The organism is Pseudomonas sp. RSB 5.4 (genome assembly GCF_037126175.1).
Classification (GTDB): Bacteria; Pseudomonadota; Gammaproteobacteria; order Pseudomonadales; family Pseudomonadaceae; genus Aquipseudomonas; species Aquipseudomonas fluorescens_H.
Genome location: NZ_CP146986.1, coordinates 4,548,092 through 4,569,125 on the forward strand (window position 1 = coordinate 4,548,092; position 21,034 = coordinate 4,569,125).

A 21,034-nucleotide genomic window follows, 5' to 3' on the forward strand; every position below is an offset into this window, starting at 1 on the left:
TCAGGCTGCAAGGTTACACAAACCGCTCAAGGCTTGCGGGCAATGATCACCTGACTTTTCGCCACCACCGCATCCAGCGCCTGCTTGATCTGCGCGCCGCGTGGCGAGTCGAGCACGGTTTGCCAGGTGTTGGCCCAATGCTCGAGCAACGGGTGATCCGGGTTACTGAAATCGACCTTGGCCTCCCAGAACAGCAGCATCCACATCGACCAGTAAAACCCGTACTGGCTGTGGCTGATGATCTCCAGCCCGGCGTCGCTGACCATCGTCTTGAACTGCGCTTCACTGATGATGCGAATGTGGTTGGGCTTCTGGAAATACTCCGGCGCCGCAATGTCCTTCTGCAGATCTTCAGAGCTTGGGTGCGGCACGCTCAACAGGTACAGCGCACCGGACTGGCCGACCCGCACCAGTTCGGCGAGAAACTGCGCCGGGTCGTCGACGTGCTCGATGACTTCGGTGGACACCACCCGGGTGGCGGTGCCGTCGGCAATCGGCAACGGATTGCAGTCGGTGATGTGGCACTCGACGCTGCGCGCCGGGGTATCGCTCAAGCGCTGGCGGGTGGCCTCGACCTTGGCGCCATCGATGTCGGCAATGATGATCTTCGCCCCGCGCATGCCGCAAAAGTGCACGTTGCCGCCGTCACCACAGCCGACATCGAGCAAGGTGTCATCGGCGGTCACCGGAAAACCCTTGAACAGCTCACCGGTCTCCTGATTGAACCAGCCGCTGAGCTTGGCGTCGTAGAGGCCGAGCATGTACGGATCGACCTTGTCCGCCACCGGGGCGGCAGGTTGCGCGGGGGCCGGTGCAGGCGTCGCCGCCGTGAGTTTTTTCAAGAGGCTCAGCATGAGGTGGCTCCGGGGGTTGAAACGGCGGGTCGGGACGTATCGAGGCGCCGCACCAGAGCGGCACCGCGATTGCGCATCGGCATTTCGATGAAGCGGTAGTTCAGCTCGCTGAGCAGCACGATCAAGCCGCAGGCGATCAGCAAAGTGGGAATCGGGTGCCCGGCCGGACTCGGCAAACCGGCAGCCTGCAAGCGGAAGGTCAGTTCACGCACCAGCAGGTAGGCCGGGATGTGAATCAGGTAAATGCCGTAGGAACGACTGCCGATCCACGCCATCAGCCGTTGCAGGTGGCCTGCCGGCAGCAGGTAATCGCGGTTGTACGAGGCGATCCACACCAGCAGCGCACCGAGCACGGCAATCGAGCCGATGCGGTAAGGCGCGAAGGTGAAACGGTCGGTGGCCATGAAACTCATCAGCAGTGCCACGCCGATCAGCACTGATACCCCGGTCCAAGGCCGCCGCAGAAACGTCGGCTGCCAGCGCTGGTAAGAAGGTTGCGCACTCCACAGCGCCAGCAGCACGCCGAGCGCCAAGGCATCAGTGCGTACCACCATCAGCAACGGTGTGCGCAGGGTGAACAGCTGCACCGCGACCAGCGCCAGCAAGGCCCAGACCAGATGCTTGCGGCACACCATAATCAGCAGCGGGAACAGCAGGTAAAACTGCTCCTCCAGCGCCAGGCTCCAGTAGACGAAACTGCTGCCGTATTCGTAATGAAAGAAGCTGTCGGCAAAACGGAAATTGGCGTACTGCAACACCCCCGCCAGCGTCGCCTGCAGGTTGGCGTGCAAGCTGCCAAAGGCACCGGAGCGGTTGAGAAACACACACGCGAGGAGAATCAGCGCCAGCCACAACCAGGCCGACGGCAACAGGCGAAACACCCGCCGCAGCCAGAAATTGCGCGTCTGCTGCCAGTACTCCTGACGCGTCGTGCAGCCTTGCAGCGCGGGGATCAGGCTGCGCGCGATGACAAAGCCGGAGATCGCGAAAAACAGATCGACGCCCCACCACGGTTGCGCCCAGGCGTGGATTTTTTCCAGCAGCGGTACCGTGTCGGTGAACAGACTGCCCTGCAAGTGATGGAACAACACCCCGAGCACGGCGACGGCGCGCAGCACCTCGATGTCCATGATCCGCCTGGCGCTCATGGCTGACTCCCGGTACGGTTGTCGCCAGCCAGCGGTTTGCGGGCAATGATCACCTGGCTCTTGGGCATGAAGCGGTCGAGCATCTGCTTGATGGCCAAACCGTCGGGCTGCGCCAGCAGGTCTTGCCAGGTGCGCGCCCAGCTCTCCATCAGCGGCGGATACGGCGCCTGAATCCGGTCGCGTACCGCGCCACCGAGGTCACGGCCGGCGGCGCGTTCGCTGGCCCAGAAGAAAATCATGCCCATCACCCAGAAGAACCCGCTGGCCTGTCGATGCTCGATCACCAGCCCGGCGTTCTCCACCAGTTCGGCAAAGCGCTGCTCAGTGAAAATCTGCACATGATTGGGCGTCTGGTAATAACTGGCCGGGGCGATGCCCTGTTGCAGATGCTCGCCCACCGGCGCCGGAACACTCAGCAGGTACTGCGCGCCCGGGCGGCCCATGCGCACCAGCTCGGTCATGAACGGTTCGGGCTGGTCGATGTGCTCCAGCACTTCCATGCACACCACTTTGCTCGCGCAACCGGCGGCCAGCGGCAGTGGCAGGCTGTTGCTGACCAGCCCCAGGTTCGGTTGGTTGCTCTGCGCCTCAACCTGCCGGGCCAGATCGCGGACCTTGGCATGTTCGCTGTCGGTGAAAATCACCGACGCACCCTGGCGCACGGCAAACAACGTCGCCACGCCTTCGCCGCAACCGACGTCGAGCAAGGTGTCGTCAGCGGTGATCGCGAAGCCCTTGAGCAATTCACCACTGTCGGGCAAAAACCAGCCATCGAGAATCGCATCATGCAACCCCACGTCCCGTGGCGAAACCTGACCGGGCGGCTCAGGTGCAACAGGCACGGATACCGGGCGCAAGCGTGCAAGCAGGCGCCGGATCATGCGCTCGCGGCTTCCACGGGCAACGCTTTGATGGCTTGCGCACGCTGGGCAAAAAACGTCCGTAGACGCTCTTCAGCGCTCGCCTGACTGCAGAATTTCTGCAGGTTGTGCACGGCATGTTCAGACATCCGCGCATAGCGTTCGACATCGTTTTGCGCCACCGCGTAACTGTCGCGATACGCCGCGCACAGCGAGTCCCAATCGGTCATGTAGCGCAGGGTACGGTAGGCCGCCCGTGGGTCGTGGGGCCAGGCCGTCAGTTCCTCGGTGGAAGCAACGATAAATGCATTGTCGCTGTCGACATAGTCGGCCATCGCCGTGTTCAGCGGCGCAATCGCCGGTTTGCCGCAGGACATGAACTCCATCAGCGGCAGGCACTGCCCTTCGCCATAGGAGCTGTTGACCACGTAGCTGGTGGCCTGCACCAGCGCCTCATAATCGGCGTCCGCCAGATACCCGTGGATCAGCACGATCCGGCACTGGTAGGACTGGTTCTTGTACAGGTGATGCAGCATGTCGCTCAGGGCATTGGCGATGTCATGGTGCGTGAGCTTGAGCACCAGCGTGGCATCGGCGACCTCACGGAACGTGGTGCAGAAGGCACTGATCATGTCCTGCCAGTTCTTGCGTCCATCGTACGGGTTGAACACCGAGGTATAGACCACGCCGTCCAGCTGCAACTGGCAGTCCTGCGGCGGGCCGGCAAACGACAGCGGCGTGCCTTCGCACAACCCAGGCGGACCGTACGCCCGCAGGTCGACGGTGCGACTGTCGAGCAGCAGCCCGCGCAGCTTCAACTGTACCGCTTCAACCACTGGCTGCTTGCGCAACTGCGCACCGCGTGCGGCGAAGCGATCCCACACTGGAGCGGGAATCGCGCAGATCGGGTAATCCGCGCCCATCACCTCACAGACCGCATTCACCGTGAAGCTCGAATGGGTGATCGCCATACCGCAGGCGTTCAACACCACGCGCCAGTCGTGACGCGGCTCGCCGAGCCAGCTCTCGGTGGGGATGGTGCTGAACTCCCAGGCAAATACCGGGATGGTCGGGCAGGCGTAATGAATCGGCGTGCGATGCGGCGGCGAGAACGACAGAAACACGCACGCCTCGCCACGGCTCAGGCAATCGAAGTACAGGCGATCGACCAGCTCGTCAGGGTTGCTCACTTCAATCACTTGCCCCAGGCGCTCCAGCACCGGGCGGAATTCCTTGAGGACAAAGTAGTAACTGTATTCGGGCCGGCCGAGGTTCTGCTGGATGTTGCTCTTGTTGGTTTCGGAATGAATGATGATCAGCATGATGCAGCCCCCGCCTCGGCGATCAACTGTGGGCTTGCACTCGGCGTCAGTTGAAAAAACTGCGCCAGACGCTGCTGTACCGGAGCAAAACTGCAGTACTCGCGCATGCGCTCATTGGCAGCATGAGCCATGGCCTGATAGGCCTGTGGATCGTTCTTGGCCATGGCGTAGCTGTCCTCGTAGGCCTTTTTCAACGAGCCCCAATCCGGGCGATGGCGCAGGGTGCGATAGAGGATCCGCACGTCATCCGGCCAGATGGTCGGCTCATGGCTCGACTTGACGATGAAACCGACACGCTCGTCGATGTAGTCGTGCATCGCCGTATGGTCCGGCGCAATCACCGGACGCGCGCAGGACATGAACTCCATCAGTGGCAGGCACAGACCTTCGCAACGGGACGCGTTGACGTAGAAACTGGCCGCACCGTAAAGCCTGGCGAACTCTTCGTCCTCCAGATAGCCGTGCATGACCACCACCCGGCATGAGAACGGTGACAGCTGCGACAACAAGGTGATCAGGTGCACGTAATAGGTCGCCAGATCGTTCTGCGTCATCTTCAGCACCAGCGTGGCATCTTCGACGTCGCGCATGGCCCAGCAGAAAGCGGTGATCAGGTGATGCCAGTTCTTGCGCCCGTCTTCGGGGTTGAACACGCTCACATACACCACGCCGCTGACCTCGGTCTGCAGTGTGGCGCTGGTGTCCGGCAGGCAGGCCTGCGGATGCTCGGCCACCCTCGGTGCTTCGACACTGACCGTCGGCGGCAATGGTTCGGGGGCTGCCGTACGCAACCGGAAGAGCTGGCGGCGCAGAGCGATCGGCAGCAAATCGCGCACGGCTTCGCGGTACCACAGCAGCAGATTGTGCTTGAGCAGAAACAGCAGTGGTTGTTCGTTGGAGGCCGCTGTCGCTCGCCAACCTTCGCGCAAGTAATGCTTGGTGATGAACGCGCGCCGGCGCAGGGTCAGTTCCGGTGGTGGTGGGACAGGTTCGGACAGCGCAGCGACGTCGACCGGCTCGCAGGCCTCCACAGCCTGCTCGTTGGGCGTGGGTGCAATCAACCCGTCGGCAGACAAGCCGAGCGTGCGACTATCGATAATGCAGCCCTTGATCTGCAACACCGCGCCCGGGTTCACCGCAGCAGGCGGGAACTTGCGGCGCACCCCGGCGAAGCCTTCCCACAAAGGTGTCGGCAACACCAGCACTGGGAAATCTTCGCCCATGGTCCGGCGAATCGCCTGTGCCGTGTGACTGGACAAGGTGATCGCCCGACCGTGGCGCGCGAGGATCCGGCTCCAGTCATGGTGAGCGTCTTCTTCGCGAGAGGCGACCGGGATCGAGTCGTACTCCCACGCAATCACGCAGACCACCGGGCATTGCAGCTCGGTCGGGGTTTTATGCGGCGGAGCGAACGAAAGGAAGAGACAATCCTGACCGGCCAGTTGCAACTGCCGGTACAGCGGGTCGACTTCCGCCGCCGACGCCACCACGTGCACTTGCCCAAGGCTTTCCAGCACAGGACGGTAAGCCTTGAGCACGAAGTAATAGCTGTATTCCGGACGTCCCAGACTCTGGCTGATGGAGCGGTCGTTGACGTCCGAGTAAAGAATGAAATTCATGGCATCCCACGGTGAAACCACCATCCCGGCAGTTTCACGCTATGACGGCCAAGCGCTGGAGCGAGTCGGGATTACCGCTGCTCGTCCTTCGTCCTGGAGCTCGTCTTCGTTCTTGTTTTTAGTGGCTGGTTTCACCCTGTTGCGCAACAACCCCGGCGAACCTGGAGAGATAGCGACGAGGGCCATTCTAAACACATCCGTCGCGAGTCCGGGAACCGCCTGACGAGAATAAATCAGGCTACGCTGACGAGAACTGACCGGTCACGGTTTGCGCTGTTGAAATTGCCGAGCAATTGGCACAGATTGGTAACAAACAACTACAACAACGACTTCGCCTGGTGTCATGTCGGTCTTTTCATCCGGCCTGACAGACTTCTCCTTAAAGCCTGTGGGAAAGTGGCGAAAGTTAAAGACCAAGGGGTCGCTGTTTGAAAAAGCGTCTGTTCATCACGGGCCTCAGTGGATTCGTGGGACACCATCTCCAGTCGCGTCTGGCTCAGCCTGACTCGACATGGGAACTGCTGCCTGCCGCTGCACCTTACGATCTCACGGCAGCTGCCAGCCTCGTCGACCTGTGGCCACAATTGCCCGACGCGGTTATTCATCTGGCCGGCCAGACCTTCGTTCCCGAAGCCTTCCGCGATCCCGCCCGCACCCTCGAAATCAATCTGCTCGGCACCCTCAATCTGTTGCAGGCGCTCAAGGCCCGCGGATTTCAGGGGACTTTCCTGTATGTCAGCTCCGGCGACGTCTATGGTCAGGTTGCCGAAAGCGCCCTGCCCATCACCGAACTGCAACCGCCCTGCCCGCGCAATCCGTACGCGGTGAGCAAGCTGTCGGCGGAGTTTCTCTGCCTGCAATGGGGCCTGAGCGAAGGCTGGTCAGTGCTGGTGGCGCGGCCGTTCAACCACATCGGCAGCGGGCAGAAAGACAGCTTTGTCATCGCCAGCGCTGCGCGCCAGATCAACCGCATCAAACAGGGCCTGCAAGCCCCGCAACTGGAGGTCGGCGACATTGACGTCACGCGGGACTTCCTCGATGTCGGCGATGTGATCTCGGCGTATTTCGCACTGCTGGAAAAAGGCACGCCGGGGCAGGTGTACAACATCTGCTCGGGCCGCGAGCAGAGCATCCGCAGTCTGATCGAACAGCTGAGCGATCTGGCGCAGGTCCAGGTGCAACTGGTTCAGGATCCGGCACGCATGCGTCGTGCCGATCAGCGTCGCGTTTGCGGCAGTCACGCACGACTGACCCAAACCACAGGATGGACGCCTGAAATCACAACACAACAATCCCTGCGGGCGATCCTGTCCGACTGGGAGCAGCGAGTAGAACAAGAATGAAAAGTGCATTGATCACAGGGATCACCGGACAGGACGGTGCATATCTGGCCAGACTGTTGCTCGACAAGGGTTACAAGGTTCACGGCCTGGTTGCCCGGCGCAGCAGCGATTCGCGCTGGCGCCTGCGCGAGATGGGCGTCGAAGCCGACATCGAGTACCTCGATGGCGACATGGCTGACGCCTGCTCGGTGCAGCGCGCAGTCATCAAGTCAGCCCCGGACGAGGTCTACAACCTTGCCGCGCAAAGCTTCGTCGCCGCTTCCTGGAATCAGCCGGTGACCACCGGCATCGTCGATGGCCTGGGCGTGACTCACCTGCTCGAAGCGATCCGCCAGTTCAGCCCGCACACGCGTTTCTATCAGGCCTCCACCAGCGAAATGTTCGGCCTGATCCAGGCCGAGCAACAGGACGAGAACACCCCGTTCTACCCGCGCAGCCCCTACGGCGTGGCCAAGCTCTATGGTCACTGGATCACCGTCAACTACCGCGAAAGTTTCGACCTGCACGCCAGCAGCGGCATCCTGTTCAACCATGAATCCCCCCTGCGCGGCATCGAGTTCGTCACCCGCAAGGTCACCGACGCTGCGGCCCGCATCAAGCAGGGCAAGCAGCAGGAACTGGCCCTGGGCAACATCGACGCCAAGCGCGACTGGGGCTTTGCCGGCGACTACGTCGAAGCCATGTGGCTGATGCTGCAGCAAGACAAGCCTGACGACTTCGTGGTCGCCACTGGCGTCACCACCACCGTGCGCGAGATGTGCCGCATCGCTTTCGATCACGTTGGCCTGAACTACCGCGACTACGTGAAGATCGACCCGGCGTTCTTTCGCCCGGCCGAAGTCGAAGTGCTGCTCGGCAACCCGGCCAAGGCTCAGCGGGTATTGGGCTGGAAGCCGAAAACCGATCTGGACACCCTGATCCGCATGATGATGGATGCGGACATGAAACGCGTCGCCAAGGAGTAGGTCATGCTGATCCCCGTGATTCTGTCCGGCGGTGCCGGTACTCGTTTGTGGCCGGTGTCCCGCGAGGGCCATCCCAAGCCGTTCATGACCCTGCCCGACGGCCAGTCGCTGCTGGGCAAGACCTACCAGCGGGCGGCAGCATTGCTCGACGGCTGGGGCGACATCGTCACGGTGACCAACCGCGAGTACTACTTCCAGAGCAAGGATCACTATTGCGCCGCCCACGTGTCGCGCCATCGCGGGCACTTCCTGCTGGAGCCGACCGGGCGCAACACCGCCCCGGCGATTGCCGCCGCAGCTCTGTCGCTGCAGGCGCTGCACGGTGACGACGCGATCATGGTGGTGATGCCCGCCGACCATTTGATCGTTAATCAGCAAGCCCTCAAGAGCGCCGTCGAACACGCGGTCAACCTGGCGAAGGACGGTTATCTGGTGACCTTCGGCGTGCTGCCGACTGCCCCGGAAACCGGCTTCGGCTACATCGAGACCGGCGCGCCGCTGGACGCCAGAGGTGCGGCGAAAGTGCAGCGTTTCGTGGAAAAACCCGACCTGCAGACCGCCACGCATTATCTGGAAAGCGGCAACTTCCTGTGGAACTCGGGCATGTTCTGTTTCACCACCGCGACCCTGATCCACGAACTGCAATTGCACGCGCCAGTGCTGCTGGAACAGACCCGCGCCTGCATGGAGGCCAGTGCCGCGGTGGAAACCGTCGGCTGCCTGCAACAGGAACTGTCACCGGCGTTGTTCGCCGAAATCACCGACATCTCCATCGACTACGCCTTAATGGAGCACTCGGAAAAAGTCGTGGTGGTGCCCGCCGGTTTCGACTGGAGCGACATCGGCTCCTGGGGCGCCGTGGCGGCGCTGGTGCCGGCCGATGCCGACAACAATCGCGCCAGCGGCGAAGCGGTGTTCATCGACAGCCACAACAACTTCGTGCAGAGCGAAGGCCGACTGGTGGCCGCCGTGGGTGTGGATAACCTGATCATCGTCGACACCGCCGACGCGGTGCTGGTGGCCCACGCCGACCGTGCCCAGGATGTGCGACGCGTTGCCAAACAGCTCAAGGACAAATCCCACGAAGCCTACCGCCTGCATCGCACGGTCAGCCGTCCGTGGGGCACCTACACCGTGCTCGAGGAAGGCCCGCGCTTCAAGATCAAGCGCATCGTGGTCAAGCCCGGCGGCAAGCTGTCGCTGCAAATGCACCATCACCGCAACGAACACTGGGTCGTGGTCGAAGGCATGGCCAAGGTCACCAACAACGGCACGGGCACCCATCTGGTGGCCAAGAACGAATCGACGTTCATCGCCGCCGGACACCGCCATCGCCTGGAAAACCCCGGCGTGATCGACCTGGTGATCATCGAAGTGCAAAGCGGCGAATACCTCGGTGAAGACGATATCGTGCGTTTCGAAGACCAATACGGCAGGACGGTTTGATGCTGCTTTCCCTGTACCGCTCGCTGCGCAGCTACCGCGGATTCATTCTCGGCAGCGTCAAGCGGGAGTTTCAGGCGCGTTATCGCAATTCGCTGTTCGGCGCGCTGTGGACCGTGCTCAACCCGTTGTCGATGATCGTCGTGTACACGGTGATCTTTTCCCAGATCATGCGCGCGCGCCTGCCGGGGGTGGATGACGGCCTGGCTTACAGCGTGTACCTGTGCGCCGGCCTGCTGACCTGGGGACTGTTCGCGGAAATCACCTCGCGCAGCCAGAGCATGTTTCTGGAAAATGCCAATCTGCTGAAGAAAATCAGCTTCCCGCGCATCTGCCTGCCGGTGATTGCACTGCTCAACGCCGGGATCAACTTCGCGATCATCCTGGCGCTGTTCTTCGGCTTTCTACTGATCAGCGGGCGTCTGCCCGGCATGGCCTTGCTGGCGCTGATTCCGCTGTTGCTGGTGCAGGTGATCTTCGCCGCAGGGCTGGGGATGATCCTCGGCATTCTCAACGTATTCTTCCGCGATGTCGGGCAAATGTTCGGCATCTGCCTGCAGTTCTGGTTCTGGTTGACACCGATCGTTTACCCGCTGTCGATCCTGCCGCCGGGCATCCAGCACCTGATCAGCCTCAACCCGATGACGGCACTGATGACCAGTTACCAGAACGTGTTCCTCTACAACCAGTGGCCTGACTGGCCGTCGCTGCTGCCGTTGCTGATCATCGGCCTGCTGTTCTGCGCCATGGCCCTGCGCCTGTTCCGGCAACGTGTCGGCGAAATGGTGGATGAACTCTGATGGGGCATATACACGTCAGTGGCCTGGGCAAGGCCTACAAACAATACCCCAATCGCTGGAGCCGGCTGTTCGAGTGGCTGGTGCCGTTTTCCGGCACCCGGCACCACTTGCACTGGGTCCTGCAGGACATCGATTTCGTGATTCAGCCCGGCGAAGCGGTCGGCATCGTCGGGGTCAACGGCGCGGGCAAAAGCACGCTGCTGAAGATGATCACCGGCACCACGCAACCCAGTTGCGGGCAGATTCAACTGCAAGGCCGCGTCGCCGCCCTGCTGGAGCTGGGCATGGGCTTCCACCCGGATTTCACTGGCCGCCAGAACGCGTTCATGGCCGGCCAGTTGCTGGGCATGCAGGTCGAAGAGATCGAAGCGCTGATGCCGCAAATCGAGAGCTTTGCCGAAATCGGCGAAGCCATCGATCACCCGGTGCGTACCTACTCCAGCGGCATGCAGATGCGCCTGGCCTTCAGCGTCGCCACCGCCCGGCGTCCGGACATCCTGATCGTCGATGAAGCGCTGTCGGTGGGTGACGCCTACTTCCAGCACAAAAGCTTCGAGCGCATTCGCAACTTCCGCAAGGCCGGTACCACGCTGCTGATAGTGTCCCACGACCGCTCGGCGATTCAGTCGATCTGCGATACCGCGATCCTGCTGGAAAACGGCCGCCTGGCCATGCGCGGCAAACCCGAAGAGGTCATGGACTACTACAACGCCATGCTTGCCCAGCGCGAAGGCCAGATCGTGCGCCAGGAAATGCTCGCCAACGGCCAGGTACAAACCATTTCCGGTACCGGTGAGGCGGGGATTGTCAGCGTACGCCTGCTCGACGCTCAAGGGCGCAGTCTGGAAGTGGCGGAAGTCGGCCAACCGGTGGTGCTGGAAGTGCAGACCGCAGTGCGCGAGGACATCGAACGGCTGGTGCTGGGCTTTCTGATCAAGGACCGCTTCGGCCAGGCAATCTACGGCATCAATACCCACCGTCAGGATCAGGCGATCAGCGACCTGAGCGCCGGTGAACAGGTGACCTTCCGCTTCGCCTTTGACATGCGCCTGGGCAAGGGCAGCTATTCGGTGGCGCTGAGCCTGTCGCGCCTGGACTCGCATCTGGATCGCAACTTCGAATGGCGCGATTACGGCCTGGTGTTCCACGTCATCAACAATCGTCAGGAAGACTTCGTCGGCTGCTCGTGGCTACAGGCCCGAACCGAGATCAGCCGCTCCAGTGAAAACACCGAGCAACTGCCTGATAGGGAAATCTCGCAATGACACGACTGTTGGTGGAGTGCACCTACGTTTTCGAACACCCGTCCGCCAACTCGGGCATTCAACGGGTGGTGCGCAACGTCATTCAACAGTTGCCCGAGGCCAACGGCGAGCGTGAATGCATCCCGGTGGTAATGCTCGACGGTGCCCTGTATCAGGTGAAAAGCCTGGCGCCGATCAAAACCCCGAAAATCAATCTGACCAGCCTGCGGGTAAAGCTGGAACAGTGGGCCAACGGTTTCTGGCTGCGCCATCGCGCTCTGGAACGACGCTGGCCTTTCAGCCGGTCACATTTCACCCGGCGAGTGTTGTACGTACTCTGCCGACTCACGGCGTTCGCCTGTTTCAGCCTGCCGATGCGCGTGCTCGGGCGCCTGCTCAAGGGCAAGCCCGTTCCCGAACGCTGCGTGCCGTTGCAACATCGGGCCGGCGACCAACTGGTGTTGCTCGACTCGTCCTGGCACGCCAACTTCTTCCCCTTGGCCGAACAACTCAAACGCGATGGCGTCGGTATCGTTTCGGTGATCTATGACCTGATCCCGCTGACCCACCCACAGTTTTGCGACGCGGGTCTGGTCAAGGTGTTCAACGACTGGTTCGACTGGATCGCGCGCACGGCTGACGGCTATGTCGCGATCTCGACCACCATCCGCGATCAGGTGCGCCAGGAGATGTTGCGCCGGATTGGCACGCAACAGGTGCAGCAGCGCTGGTTCGATTATTTCCACCTCGGTTCCGAACTGGACCTGACCGACGCCGCAGCAGAGGTCGATCGCAACCTGTTGAACCTGTTCAAGACCCCGGAGCCGGTGTTCCTGATGGTCAGCACCATCGAGCCGCGCAAGAACCACGCCTACCTGCTCGATGCCTTCGAACAGGCTTGGGCTGCCGGCTCCGCGGCGCGCTTGTGCATTGCCGGGAAAATCGGCTGGAAGTGCGAAGCGCTGATCGAACGGATCCGCCAGCATCCACAACTGAACCGCCGGCTGTTCATGTTCAACTCGCTGTCGGACAAAAGCCTTGAGCACGCCTACTCCCATGCCACGGCGCTGGTGTTCCCGTCGCATGTCGAAGGGTTTGGCCTGCCCTTGGTGGAAGCCATGCAACGCGGGCTGCCGGCGATGGCCAGCGACATCCCGGTGTTCCGCGAAATCGGCGGCGATTTCATGGCGTATTTCGATCTGCACGACCCGCAGAGCCTTACCGACCTGGTGCTCGGGATGGAGCGCTCGGGGGAGTTTCCCGCGCCCATGAGCCTCGACCACTGGCGCTGGCTGAACTGGCGCGAAGCAAGCGCGCAACTGGTGCAGCGCATCGAGCGCAACCTGAACCATCCACTGCCCACGCCCGAGGGCCAGCATGCGCATTGCTCTTAACGCGCGGATTCTTCAGGCGCCACGCACCGGCATCGGCCATTACGTCGCCGAACTGGTTCGCGCCTTGCGCAGCACCACCGATGTCGAAGTGGCGTTGTTCCACGGCTGGGGCTGGAGTTCGGCGCTGCCGGAAGCGGCCATGCCCGGCTATTCGCGCCTGACGCCGCTGCTGCGGCAGATCCCCGGGGCCTATCAGGCGCGGCGCTGGCTGGAGCAGAAGCGTTTCGATCAAGGCCGGGAGCAAGGCATCGATCTGTATCACGAACCGAGCCTGTGGCCGCTGGCCTTCGACGGCCCGACCGTGATCACCCTGCACGACCTGACCCATCTGCACTTTCCTGATTCCCAACCGGCGGCGCGCCTCAAGGAAATCGAACGGCGCCTGGCTGCTGGCGTGCAACAGGCGCAACGGATCGTGACCGACTCACAGGCGATCGCCGACGAGGCCCAAGCCTACTTCGGCCTGCCGGCCGAGCGTTTCGTGGTGGCGCCACTGGGTGTGGCCGAGCGCTTCCACCCACGGGAACCACACGCCATCGAAGCAGTGCTCAAAGCGCATGCCGTTGCCGCGCGAGAATATTTTTTGTGTGTCGGCACCCTGGAACCGCGCAAGAACCTGAGCCTGGCCCTGCGTGCCCACGCCCTGCTACCGGAGGCCGTGCGCCAGCGTTTTCCGCTGCTGATCGTCGGCATGGCCGGTTGGCAACAGGCCCAGTTCAGCGACGAACTGCGCCAGGCCCTGGCCTCAGGGCACGTTTGCCTGCTCGGCTATCTGCCAGATGAACAGGTCGCGCAACTGCTGGCGGGCGCCCGGGCGCTGGTGTTTCCGTCGCTGTATGAAGGCTTCGGTCTGCCGGTACTGGAAGCCATGGCCAGTGGTACCCCGGTGATCCTCACCCGTTCTTCAGCCATGCCGGAAGTCGCCGGCCCGGCAGGCAACTACATTGAACCTGACGATGCACACGGCTTGCGCGATGCGCTGCACCGCATGATCGACGATCAAGCGCATTGGCAGGCCTGCCGAGAAGCCGGATTGCACCGGACGCGGCTTTTTTCCTGGGAACGTTGTGCACAGGCCACCGCCGGTGCCTACCGCCAGGCCATGGGAGGCTGAATGCGAGTTCTTCATTTCTTCAAGACGTACCTGCCAGATTCGGTCGGCGGCATCGAACAGGTGATCTTCCAGCTGTGCGAAAGCGGCGCGCATCATGGCATCGACGGTCAGGTGCTAACCCTCAGCGCCGATCCGACCCCGCCCGTGGTGCAACTCGGTCAACATGAAGTGCATCGCGCCAGACTCGACATCCAGTTCGCCTCCACCGGTTTTTCCTGGAGCGTGTTCAAACAGTTTCGCGAGCTGGCCGCCGAAGCCGATGTGGTCAACTACCACTTCCCTTGGCCGTTCATGGACCTGGTGCACTTCGCCAGCGGCATGAACAAGCCGAGCGTGGTGACCTACCACTCGGACATCATCCGCCAGAAGCATCTGCTCAAACTTTACCGACCGCTGATGAACCGCTTCCTCGCCAGCGCCGACCGGATTGTCGCGGCCTCGCCGAACTACCTGCACACCAGCGACGTGTTGCAGCAGTTCCAGGACAAGACCCGGGTGATTCCGTACGGCTTGAACAAGGCCGGTTATCCACAGGCGGACAGCGAACGTATGAATCGCTGGCGCCAGCAGCTTGGGGATAAGTTTTTCCTGTTCGTCGGGGTCATGCGTTATTACAAGGGGCTGCACATCCTGCTCGATGCCTTGAGGGACGTGGACTATCCGGTGGTAATCGTCGGCGCCGGGCCGCTGGAACTGGAGCTGCACGCCCAGGCCGCTGCGCTGGGTTTGCGCAATATCCACTTCCTCGGACGCCTGGGCGATGAAGACAAGGTCGCCCTGCTGCAACTGAGCTACGCCATCGTGTTCCCGTCGCACCTGCGCTCCGAAGCGTTCGGCATTTCGCTGCTCGAAGGCGCGATGTACGGCAAACCGATGATCTCCAGCGAAATCGGTACCGGCACCAGCTACATCAATATCCACAATGAAACCGGCCTGGTGGTTCCCCCGAGCAATCCACTGGCGTTTCGCGAGGCGATGCGCACCTTGTGGGAAAACCCGGAGCGCGCGGCAGCCATGGGCATCAAGGCCGAGGCGCGTTACCGGCAGCTGTTCACCGCTGACGAGATGGGCCGCAAGTGGACCGAACTGTATCAGGAGCTGCTGGAAGAGAAAGACCTGTCCTACGCCTGACCCGTTGCTGAAACACATCCCCTGTGGGAGCGGGCTTGCTCGCGAAGGCGGTCTTTCAGTAAACAATCATGTCGACTGACCTGACGCCTTCGCGAGCAAGCCCGCTCCCACAGGGGGGTTGTCGTGATTTCAAATGAGCCGTCAGAGATCCAGCACCAGCGGCTGTTCACTCAGCGCCGGCACCGCGCAGCAAATCAGCACCTGCCCCGCTTCCGGCATGTCTGCCGGGGGCTGTGGATAATTCACCGCGCCACTGACCAACCGCGTCTTGCAGGTGCCGCACGAACCTCCACGGCAACTGAACTCGGGGCGCAGGCCACGGCTTTCCGCCAGCTCCAGCAGACTGCCGCCGTCCGGCTGCCAGCGCGCTTCCTTCGCCGAACGCTCGAACACTACCGGTACCGAAGTGATGGCGGCCGGCGGCTGCTCGATGACTACGGCATCCGGGTCCGGCTGGCGCTTGAGCGTCGAAGGGCCGAAGGTTTCGGCATGGATCCGCGCATCGCGAATATCGAGGTCGCGCAGGCTGTCGTAGACGCTTTGGGTAAAAGCGCCGGGGCCACAGACCGCAAAATCGATCTGGTCGTAATCCTCGACGTCCAGCAGATCGCGCAGCACCGCAGCATCGATGCGCCCGCGCAGATCGAAATCTTCGCCCTCCTGCAGATCGGCCTCCGGCTGACTGAGCAAGCGCACCACCCGCACTGCATCGCCAGCATATTCCAGCAAGCGATCGAGTTCCTGACGAAACGGTTGATCAGCCAGGCTGCGCGAACTCTGCAGCAGCCACGTCGGCCGGATCCTGCGGGTGCGCAGGCCTTGATAAATCACCTCGCGCAGCATCGACAGCAATGGCGTGATACCAACCCCCGCTGCCAGCAACACCAGCGGTCGTTGCTCCAGCGGCGCCACCGTGAAGTGCCCCTGTGGCGCCCGCGCCTCGAGGATATCGCCGACCCGGATCTGCTGATGCAAATGGCCTGAGACCAAACCCTCACGTTTCACACTGATACGCAGGAAATCATCCGATGGCGCACTCGACAGGCTGTAAGTGCGGATAGGCGTTTCATCACCCAGCTTGAAGCGCAGCGGCAGATGCTGGCCGGCCTGAAACACCGGCATCCCCGTGCCATCGTCCGGTTGCAGATAAATCGAGCGGATGTGCTGGCTTTCGCGCTCGATGCGGGTCACCCGCAGCGGCCGCCAGCGGTCACCCAGTGCCTTGGCCTGCAAGCGTGCATCGGCCTGGGCCCAGGTGCCGGTCAACAGGCTGGTGGGCGACATGCCATCGAAGCGCCAGCGCAAGGCCAGCGCCGCCGGACGCCACACCCGTTGCTCCACCTCGAATGTCCACAGGCGTTCAGCGCCTTGAAAGGCTTCGATCTGCGGCCCTTCCAGAATGATCTCGGTACGCCCGCTCAGGTGCAGCAGATCACCTGTGGAAAAGTCGATGAACAGCAGTCCCGCACGGGGGTTGAGCAACAGATTACCGAGGGTATTGAAGTGCAGATTGCCGGCAAAATCCGGGATGGTCAGGCGGTTCCCCTCGACCCGGACGAAACCCGGCTGACCGCCACGATGGGAAACATCCACCGCACGCTGCCCGTCGACCTCGACGTAACTGGCGACGAAGAAGGTGTCGGCGCCTTCGATCATGGCCCTGGCCGCGTCATCAAGACCATTGCCATGCTGCGCTGGCCGCGTCTGCGGATCACTCAGCGGCACGCGCTGGAACTGGCGCAGTTGAATGTATTGCGGACAGTTGCCGAACGACTGATCCACCGTCACCGCGAAACCGCTGGCGTCGAGGTTGCCGACGCGACCGTTGAGACGATTGCGCCGCCGGGTGTGCAGCTCGATGCCGAGCAAACCGATGGCGGCGCCGTCGTGCAGTTGCGCCGGATCATCGGCCGCCGGCAGGCTGGACAATTGCAGGTGCTGCGGATCGGGCGAACCGGCAAACCCCGGCGCGCCTTCGAGCACGCTGGCCCATGGACGCCCCTCGGCATCGACCGCGCCGTACAGCATGAACGGTAATTGCGCATAGAACGCGCGGTGTTGATCCGGCATCCAGTCGCGAATCACCTTGCGGCCGAAGGTTTCCATGCGTTCGGCAACGCCGACATGGGCCTGCAGTTGTTGCTCGCCAGCGTGCCACGGTGAACGTTCCATCACGCATCTCCCCGCGCCGCTGGCGCACTGTGGATAACTTGATCAGATCGGGCCGAACCCTCAGGCAGTCTTCTGCAGACCGGCGACGGTACGCGGCATGCCGACAAAACCGGGCAAGGCTTCGACACGCGCCAGCCAGGCACGCACGTTGGCGTAGTCGTCCAGCGACACGTTGCCTTCCGGCGCATGGGCGATGTAGCTGTAGGCGGATACGTCCGCGATGGTCGGCTCGCTGCCGGCCAGGTACGGGGTCTTGCCCAGTTCCAGTTCCATCACCTTGAGCAGGTTGTGCGCGCGTGTAATCAGTTCCTCGGCATTCAGTTGCGCGCCGAACACCGTGACCAGGCGTGCTGCCGCCGGGCCAAAGGCAATCGGCCCCGCCGCCACCGACAACCAGCGCTGGACCCGCGCAGCGCCCAGCGGATCGGTGGGCAGCCAACGGCCATTGCCGTACTTGAGCGCCAGATACACCAGAATCGCGTTGGAATCGGCCAACACCACGCCGCCATCGTCGATCGCCGGCACCTGGCCGAAACTGTTGATCGCCAGATATGGCGCCTGCTTGTGCTCACCCTTGGCCAGATCGACCAGGATCAGTTCAGTCGGCAGTTGCAGCAGGGACAGCATCAGCTCCACCCGATGGGCGTGGCCGGAACGCGGGAAGTTGTAGAGTTTGATCGCTTGCATGGTCGACTCCGCTGGAGGTGGCGCCGTTCGGGATGGCAGCGCCGATGGAGGCCATCTTCCACCCATCCTCAAAGCAATAGAATCACCAGCAATCGCAATCGATTATTTCACCGGATGAAATAACGCCGCGTTCTGCAGCGCCGGATGCTCACGCAGAGCCTTCACCGCATAGTCGACAAAACTGCGCACCCGCGCCGGCGCCTTGCGGCCGCCCTGATACACCACGTGGATCGGCAGCGGCGGCAGTTCGAAGTCGGCGAGGACGATTTCCAGCTCACCTGACGCCACCTTGCCGGCGACTTGATAGGACAACACCCGGGTCAGCCCCAACCCCAGGCAGGCCGCGGCAATCGCCGCCTGATTGGCGGTGACCACCAGCCTCGGCTCGGGCCGCACGCTGATCGCTTCGCCCTGGTCCACAAACGGCCAGCTGCGTAACTGGCCGATGGACGAAGTCGCCACCACCGGCGCGCCGGCCAGCGCCTGCGGATGCTCGGGACGACCGTGCTGTGCCAGATAGGCCGGCGAAGCACAGATCACCCGCCGCACCTCGCCGACACGGATCGCGTGCTGATTGCTGTCCGGCAACTCACCGATGCGCACCGCGACATCAATGCCCTCCTCGACCATGCTCACCACCCGATCGACCAACAGCGCATTGATCGAAACGTCCGGGTACTGCGTCAGATAACCGGCCATCAGTGGTGTGACGAACAACTCGCCGAACAACACCGGCGCGGTCACCGTCAATTGCCCACGGGGCTGGGCGTGACTGCCGGCCGCCGAATCCTCGGCTTCCTGCACCTCGACGAGAATTCTCCGACAGTCTTCCAGATAACGCTGACCGGCCTCGCTGAGGTGCACATTGCGCGTGGTACGAATCAGCAACTGCGTACCGATGCGCTGCTCCAGCGCCGCCACCGCCCGGGTGACACTGGCGGCGGACAAACCCAGACGTCGCGCCGCTGCCGAGAAGCCCTGCTCCTGGGCCACCGTGGCGAAGATCTGCATTTCCTGGAAGCGGTCCATGGATGTCCTCGAATCAGATACAAAAATCGCAGCCGAAGCTGCGATTTTTGCGGGTCAATGTCAGCTGTGGATAACTTATTCCACCGTCACCGACTTGGCCAGGTTGCGCGGCTGGTCGACGTCGGTGCCCTTGAGCACGGCGACGTAGTACGACAACAACTGCAGCGGGATGGTGTAGAGGATCGGCGAGAGGATGTCGTGGATGTGCGGCATCTGCACCACGTGGGTGCCTTCGCCGTTGGTCATCCCGGCTTTCTCGTCGGCGAACACGATCAGTTCACCGCCACGGGCACGGACTTCCTGCAGGTTGGACTTGAGCTTCTCCAGCAGTTCATTGTTCGGCGCCACCGTGACCACCGGCATGTCGTTATCCACAAGCGCCAGAGGGCCGTGCTTCAGCTCACCGGCCGGATAGGCTTCGGCGTGGATGTAGGAGATTTCCTTGAGCTTCAAGGCGCCCTCCATCGCCACCGGGAATTGTGCGCCACGGCCGAGGAACAGGGTGTGGTTCTTCTCGGCGAACAGCTCCGAGATTTTCTCCACCGTGCTGTCCATTGCCAACGCTTCGCCCAGACGAGTCGGCAAGCGACGCAGCTCTTCCACCAACGTGGCTTCGACGTCTTTGCCCAAGGTTCCGCGCACCTGACCCAGAGACAGGGTCAGCAATAGCAGGCCGACCAGTTGCGTGGTGAACGCTTTGGTCGAGGCCACGCCGATTTCTCGACCGGCCTGGGTCAGCAGAGTCAGGTCGGACTCACGCACCAGCGAGCTGATGCCGACGTTGCAGATTGCCAGGCTGGCGAGGAAGCCCAACTCCTTGGCATTGCGCAGCGCGGCCAGGGTGTCGGCGGTTTCGCCGGACTGGGAGATGGTCACGAACAGGGTGTCCGGCTGCACCACCACTTTGCGGTAGCGGAATTCGCTGGCGACTTCGACCTGGCACGGAATGCCGGCCAGTTCTTCGAGCCAGTAACGCGCAACCATGCCGGCGTGATAGCTCGTACCGCAGGCGACGATCTGCACGTTGCGCACTTTGGCGAACAGTTCGGCAGCCTGTGGACCGAACGCCTGCACCAGCACTTGATTGTTGCTCAGGCGACCTTCAAGGGTACGCTGCACCACGACGGGCTGTTCGTGGATTTCCTTGAGCATGTAGTGACGGAATTCGCCCTTGTCGGCGGCTTCGGCGCCATCGCTGTATTGCACGGTCTGGCGCTCGACGGTTTTGCCATCAACGTCCCAGATCTGCACGTTATCGCGGCGAATTTCGGCGATATCGCCTTCTTCCAGGTACATGAAGCGGTCAGTCACCTGGCGCAGGGCCAATTGGTCGGAGGCGAGGAAGTTTTCGCCCAGACCCAGACCGATCACCAACGGGCTGCCACTGCGCGCGGCAACCAGGCGATCCGGTTGTTGTGCGTTGATCACAGCCAGACCGTAAGCACCGTGCAGTTCCTTGACAGTGGCTTTGAGCGCGACGGTCAGGTCAGGCTGATCCTTGAGTTTATGGTTCAGCAGGTGCGCGATGACTTCGGTGTCGGTGTCCGAAGTGAACACGTAACTCAGCGCTTTCAGTTGCTCACGCAGGGCTTCGTGGTTTTCGATGATGCCGTTGTGCACCACGGCGATATCGCCGGAAAAATGCGGGTGCGCGTTACGCTCGCACGGTGCACCGTGGGTGGCCCAACGGGTGTGGGCGATACCGAGACGGCCAACCAGCGGCTGTGCGGCCAGCGCTGCTTCGAGTTCGCTGACCTTGCCCGGACGACGCATGCGCTCAAGCTTTTCATCGTTGGTGAAAACCGCCACGCCGGCGCTGTCATAGCCGCGGTATTCAAGGCGCTTGAGGCCTTCGAGCAGGATGGCGGTGATATTACGTTCAGCAACTGCGCCAACAATTCCACACATG

17 protein-coding genes are annotated in these 21,034 nt (G+C 62.3%); 8 read left to right on the top strand and 9 right to left on the bottom strand.

The genetic code is table 11. The features are described from left to right. Nucleotides 1–26: 26 nt before the first annotated feature. The 5 genes from V9L13_RS20620 to V9L13_RS20640 are packed head-to-tail and all read right to left on the bottom strand — an operon-like array spanning nucleotide 27 to nucleotide 5,803. Nucleotides 27–854, bottom strand: a complete 828-nt coding sequence (locus V9L13_RS20620; protein WP_338800398.1) for a class I SAM-dependent methyltransferase — start codon at nucleotides 852–854, stop codon at nucleotides 27–29. Beyond that, nucleotides 848–2,002, bottom strand: a complete 1,155-nt coding sequence (locus V9L13_RS20625; protein WP_338800399.1) for an acyltransferase — start codon at nucleotides 2,000–2,002, stop codon at nucleotides 848–850. Before V9L13_RS20625 ends, V9L13_RS20620 begins: the two co-directional genes overlap by 7 nt. Next, nucleotides 1,999–2,883: a class I SAM-dependent methyltransferase gene (locus V9L13_RS20630; protein ID WP_338800400.1), complete on the bottom strand. Its 885-nt coding sequence runs from the start codon at nucleotides 2,881–2,883 to the stop codon at nucleotides 1,999–2,001. The genes V9L13_RS20625 and V9L13_RS20630 overlap by 4 nt, the downstream gene beginning before the upstream one ends. After that, complete coding sequence (locus tag V9L13_RS20635) at nucleotides 2,880–4,184, bottom strand: glycosyltransferase (RefSeq protein ID WP_338800401.1); 1,305 nt, start codon at nucleotides 4,182–4,184, stop codon at nucleotides 2,880–2,882. Before V9L13_RS20635 ends, V9L13_RS20630 begins: the two co-directional genes overlap by 4 nt. Continuing rightward, nucleotides 4,178–5,803: a glycosyltransferase gene (locus V9L13_RS20640; RefSeq protein WP_338800402.1), complete on the bottom strand. Its 1,626-nt coding sequence runs from the start codon at nucleotides 5,801–5,803 to the stop codon at nucleotides 4,178–4,180. Before V9L13_RS20640 ends, V9L13_RS20635 begins: the two co-directional genes overlap by 7 nt. A 428-nt stretch (nucleotides 5,804–6,231) precedes the next feature. On the opposite strand from V9L13_RS20640, the gene V9L13_RS20645 reads away from it, so the two are divergent. Genes V9L13_RS20645 through V9L13_RS20680 form a run of 8 tightly spaced genes read left to right on the top strand, consistent with a single transcriptional unit; the run spans nucleotide 6,232 to nucleotide 15,237 of the window. After that, nucleotides 6,232–7,146, top strand: coding sequence for a GDP-mannose 4,6-dehydratase (locus V9L13_RS20645; RefSeq protein ID WP_338800403.1), 915 nt, complete (start codon nucleotides 6,232–6,234; stop codon nucleotides 7,144–7,146). Beyond that, nucleotides 7,143–8,111 (top strand): GDP-mannose 4,6-dehydratase, encoded by a 969-nt coding sequence (gene gmd / locus V9L13_RS20650; RefSeq protein WP_003229754.1) that lies wholly within the window; start codon nucleotides 7,143–7,145, stop codon nucleotides 8,109–8,111. The genes V9L13_RS20645 and gmd overlap by 4 nt, the downstream gene beginning before the upstream one ends. 3 nt (nucleotides 8,112–8,114) lie before the next feature. Then, nucleotides 8,115–9,557, top strand: a complete 1,443-nt coding sequence (locus V9L13_RS20655) for a mannose-1-phosphate guanylyltransferase/mannose-6-phosphate isomerase (RefSeq protein WP_338800404.1) — start codon at nucleotides 8,115–8,117, stop codon at nucleotides 9,555–9,557. Further along, nucleotides 9,557–10,354 carry an ABC transporter permease gene (locus V9L13_RS20660; RefSeq protein ID WP_338800405.1) on the top strand — a complete coding sequence of 266 codons (798 nt, stop codon included), beginning with the start codon at nucleotides 9,557–9,559 and terminating at the stop codon, nucleotides 10,352–10,354. Before V9L13_RS20655 ends, V9L13_RS20660 begins: the two co-directional genes overlap by 1 nt. Beyond that, nucleotides 10,354–11,619 carry an ABC transporter ATP-binding protein gene (locus V9L13_RS20665; protein ID WP_338800406.1) on the top strand — a complete coding sequence of 422 codons (1,266 nt, stop codon included), beginning with the start codon at nucleotides 10,354–10,356 and terminating at the stop codon, nucleotides 11,617–11,619. The genes V9L13_RS20660 and V9L13_RS20665 overlap by 1 nt, the downstream gene beginning before the upstream one ends. Beyond that, on the top strand, nucleotides 11,616–12,992 hold the full coding sequence (locus tag V9L13_RS20670) for a glycosyltransferase family 1 protein (RefSeq protein ID WP_338800407.1): 1,377 nt from the start codon (nucleotides 11,616–11,618) through the stop codon (nucleotides 12,990–12,992). The genes V9L13_RS20665 and V9L13_RS20670 overlap by 4 nt, the downstream gene beginning before the upstream one ends. Further along, nucleotides 12,976–14,106 carry a glycosyltransferase family 1 protein gene (locus V9L13_RS20675; RefSeq protein ID WP_338800408.1) on the top strand — a complete coding sequence of 377 codons (1,131 nt, stop codon included), beginning with the start codon at nucleotides 12,976–12,978 and terminating at the stop codon, nucleotides 14,104–14,106. The genes V9L13_RS20670 and V9L13_RS20675 overlap by 17 nt, the downstream gene beginning before the upstream one ends. Continuing rightward, nucleotides 14,107–15,237, top strand: coding sequence for a glycosyltransferase family 4 protein (locus V9L13_RS20680; protein ID WP_338800409.1), 1,131 nt, complete (start codon nucleotides 14,107–14,109; stop codon nucleotides 15,235–15,237). Nucleotides 15,238–15,378: 141 nt separating this feature from the next. Here V9L13_RS20680 and V9L13_RS20685 read toward each other — a convergent pair whose 3' ends face one another. From V9L13_RS20685 to glmS, 4 genes are all read right to left on the bottom strand, one after another. Next, complete coding sequence (locus V9L13_RS20685; RefSeq protein WP_338800410.1) at nucleotides 15,379–17,409, bottom strand: pyridoxamine 5'-phosphate oxidase family protein; 2,031 nt, start codon at nucleotides 17,407–17,409, stop codon at nucleotides 15,379–15,381. 60 nt (nucleotides 17,410–17,469) lie between these two features. Further along, complete coding sequence (locus tag V9L13_RS20690; protein WP_003229768.1) at nucleotides 17,470–18,096, bottom strand: glutathione S-transferase; 627 nt, start codon at nucleotides 18,094–18,096, stop codon at nucleotides 17,470–17,472. 102 nt (nucleotides 18,097–18,198) lie between these two features. After that, nucleotides 18,199–19,125 carry a LysR family transcriptional regulator gene (locus V9L13_RS20695; RefSeq protein ID WP_103484006.1) on the bottom strand — a complete coding sequence of 309 codons (927 nt, stop codon included), beginning with the start codon at nucleotides 19,123–19,125 and terminating at the stop codon, nucleotides 18,199–18,201. A 75-nt stretch (nucleotides 19,126–19,200) separates the two neighbouring features. Continuing rightward, complete coding sequence (gene glmS / locus V9L13_RS20700) at nucleotides 19,201–21,033, bottom strand: glutamine--fructose-6-phosphate transaminase (isomerizing) (protein ID WP_338800411.1); 1,833 nt, start codon at nucleotides 21,031–21,033, stop codon at nucleotides 19,201–19,203. Between the last annotated feature and the right edge of the window lies 1 nt (nucleotide 21,034).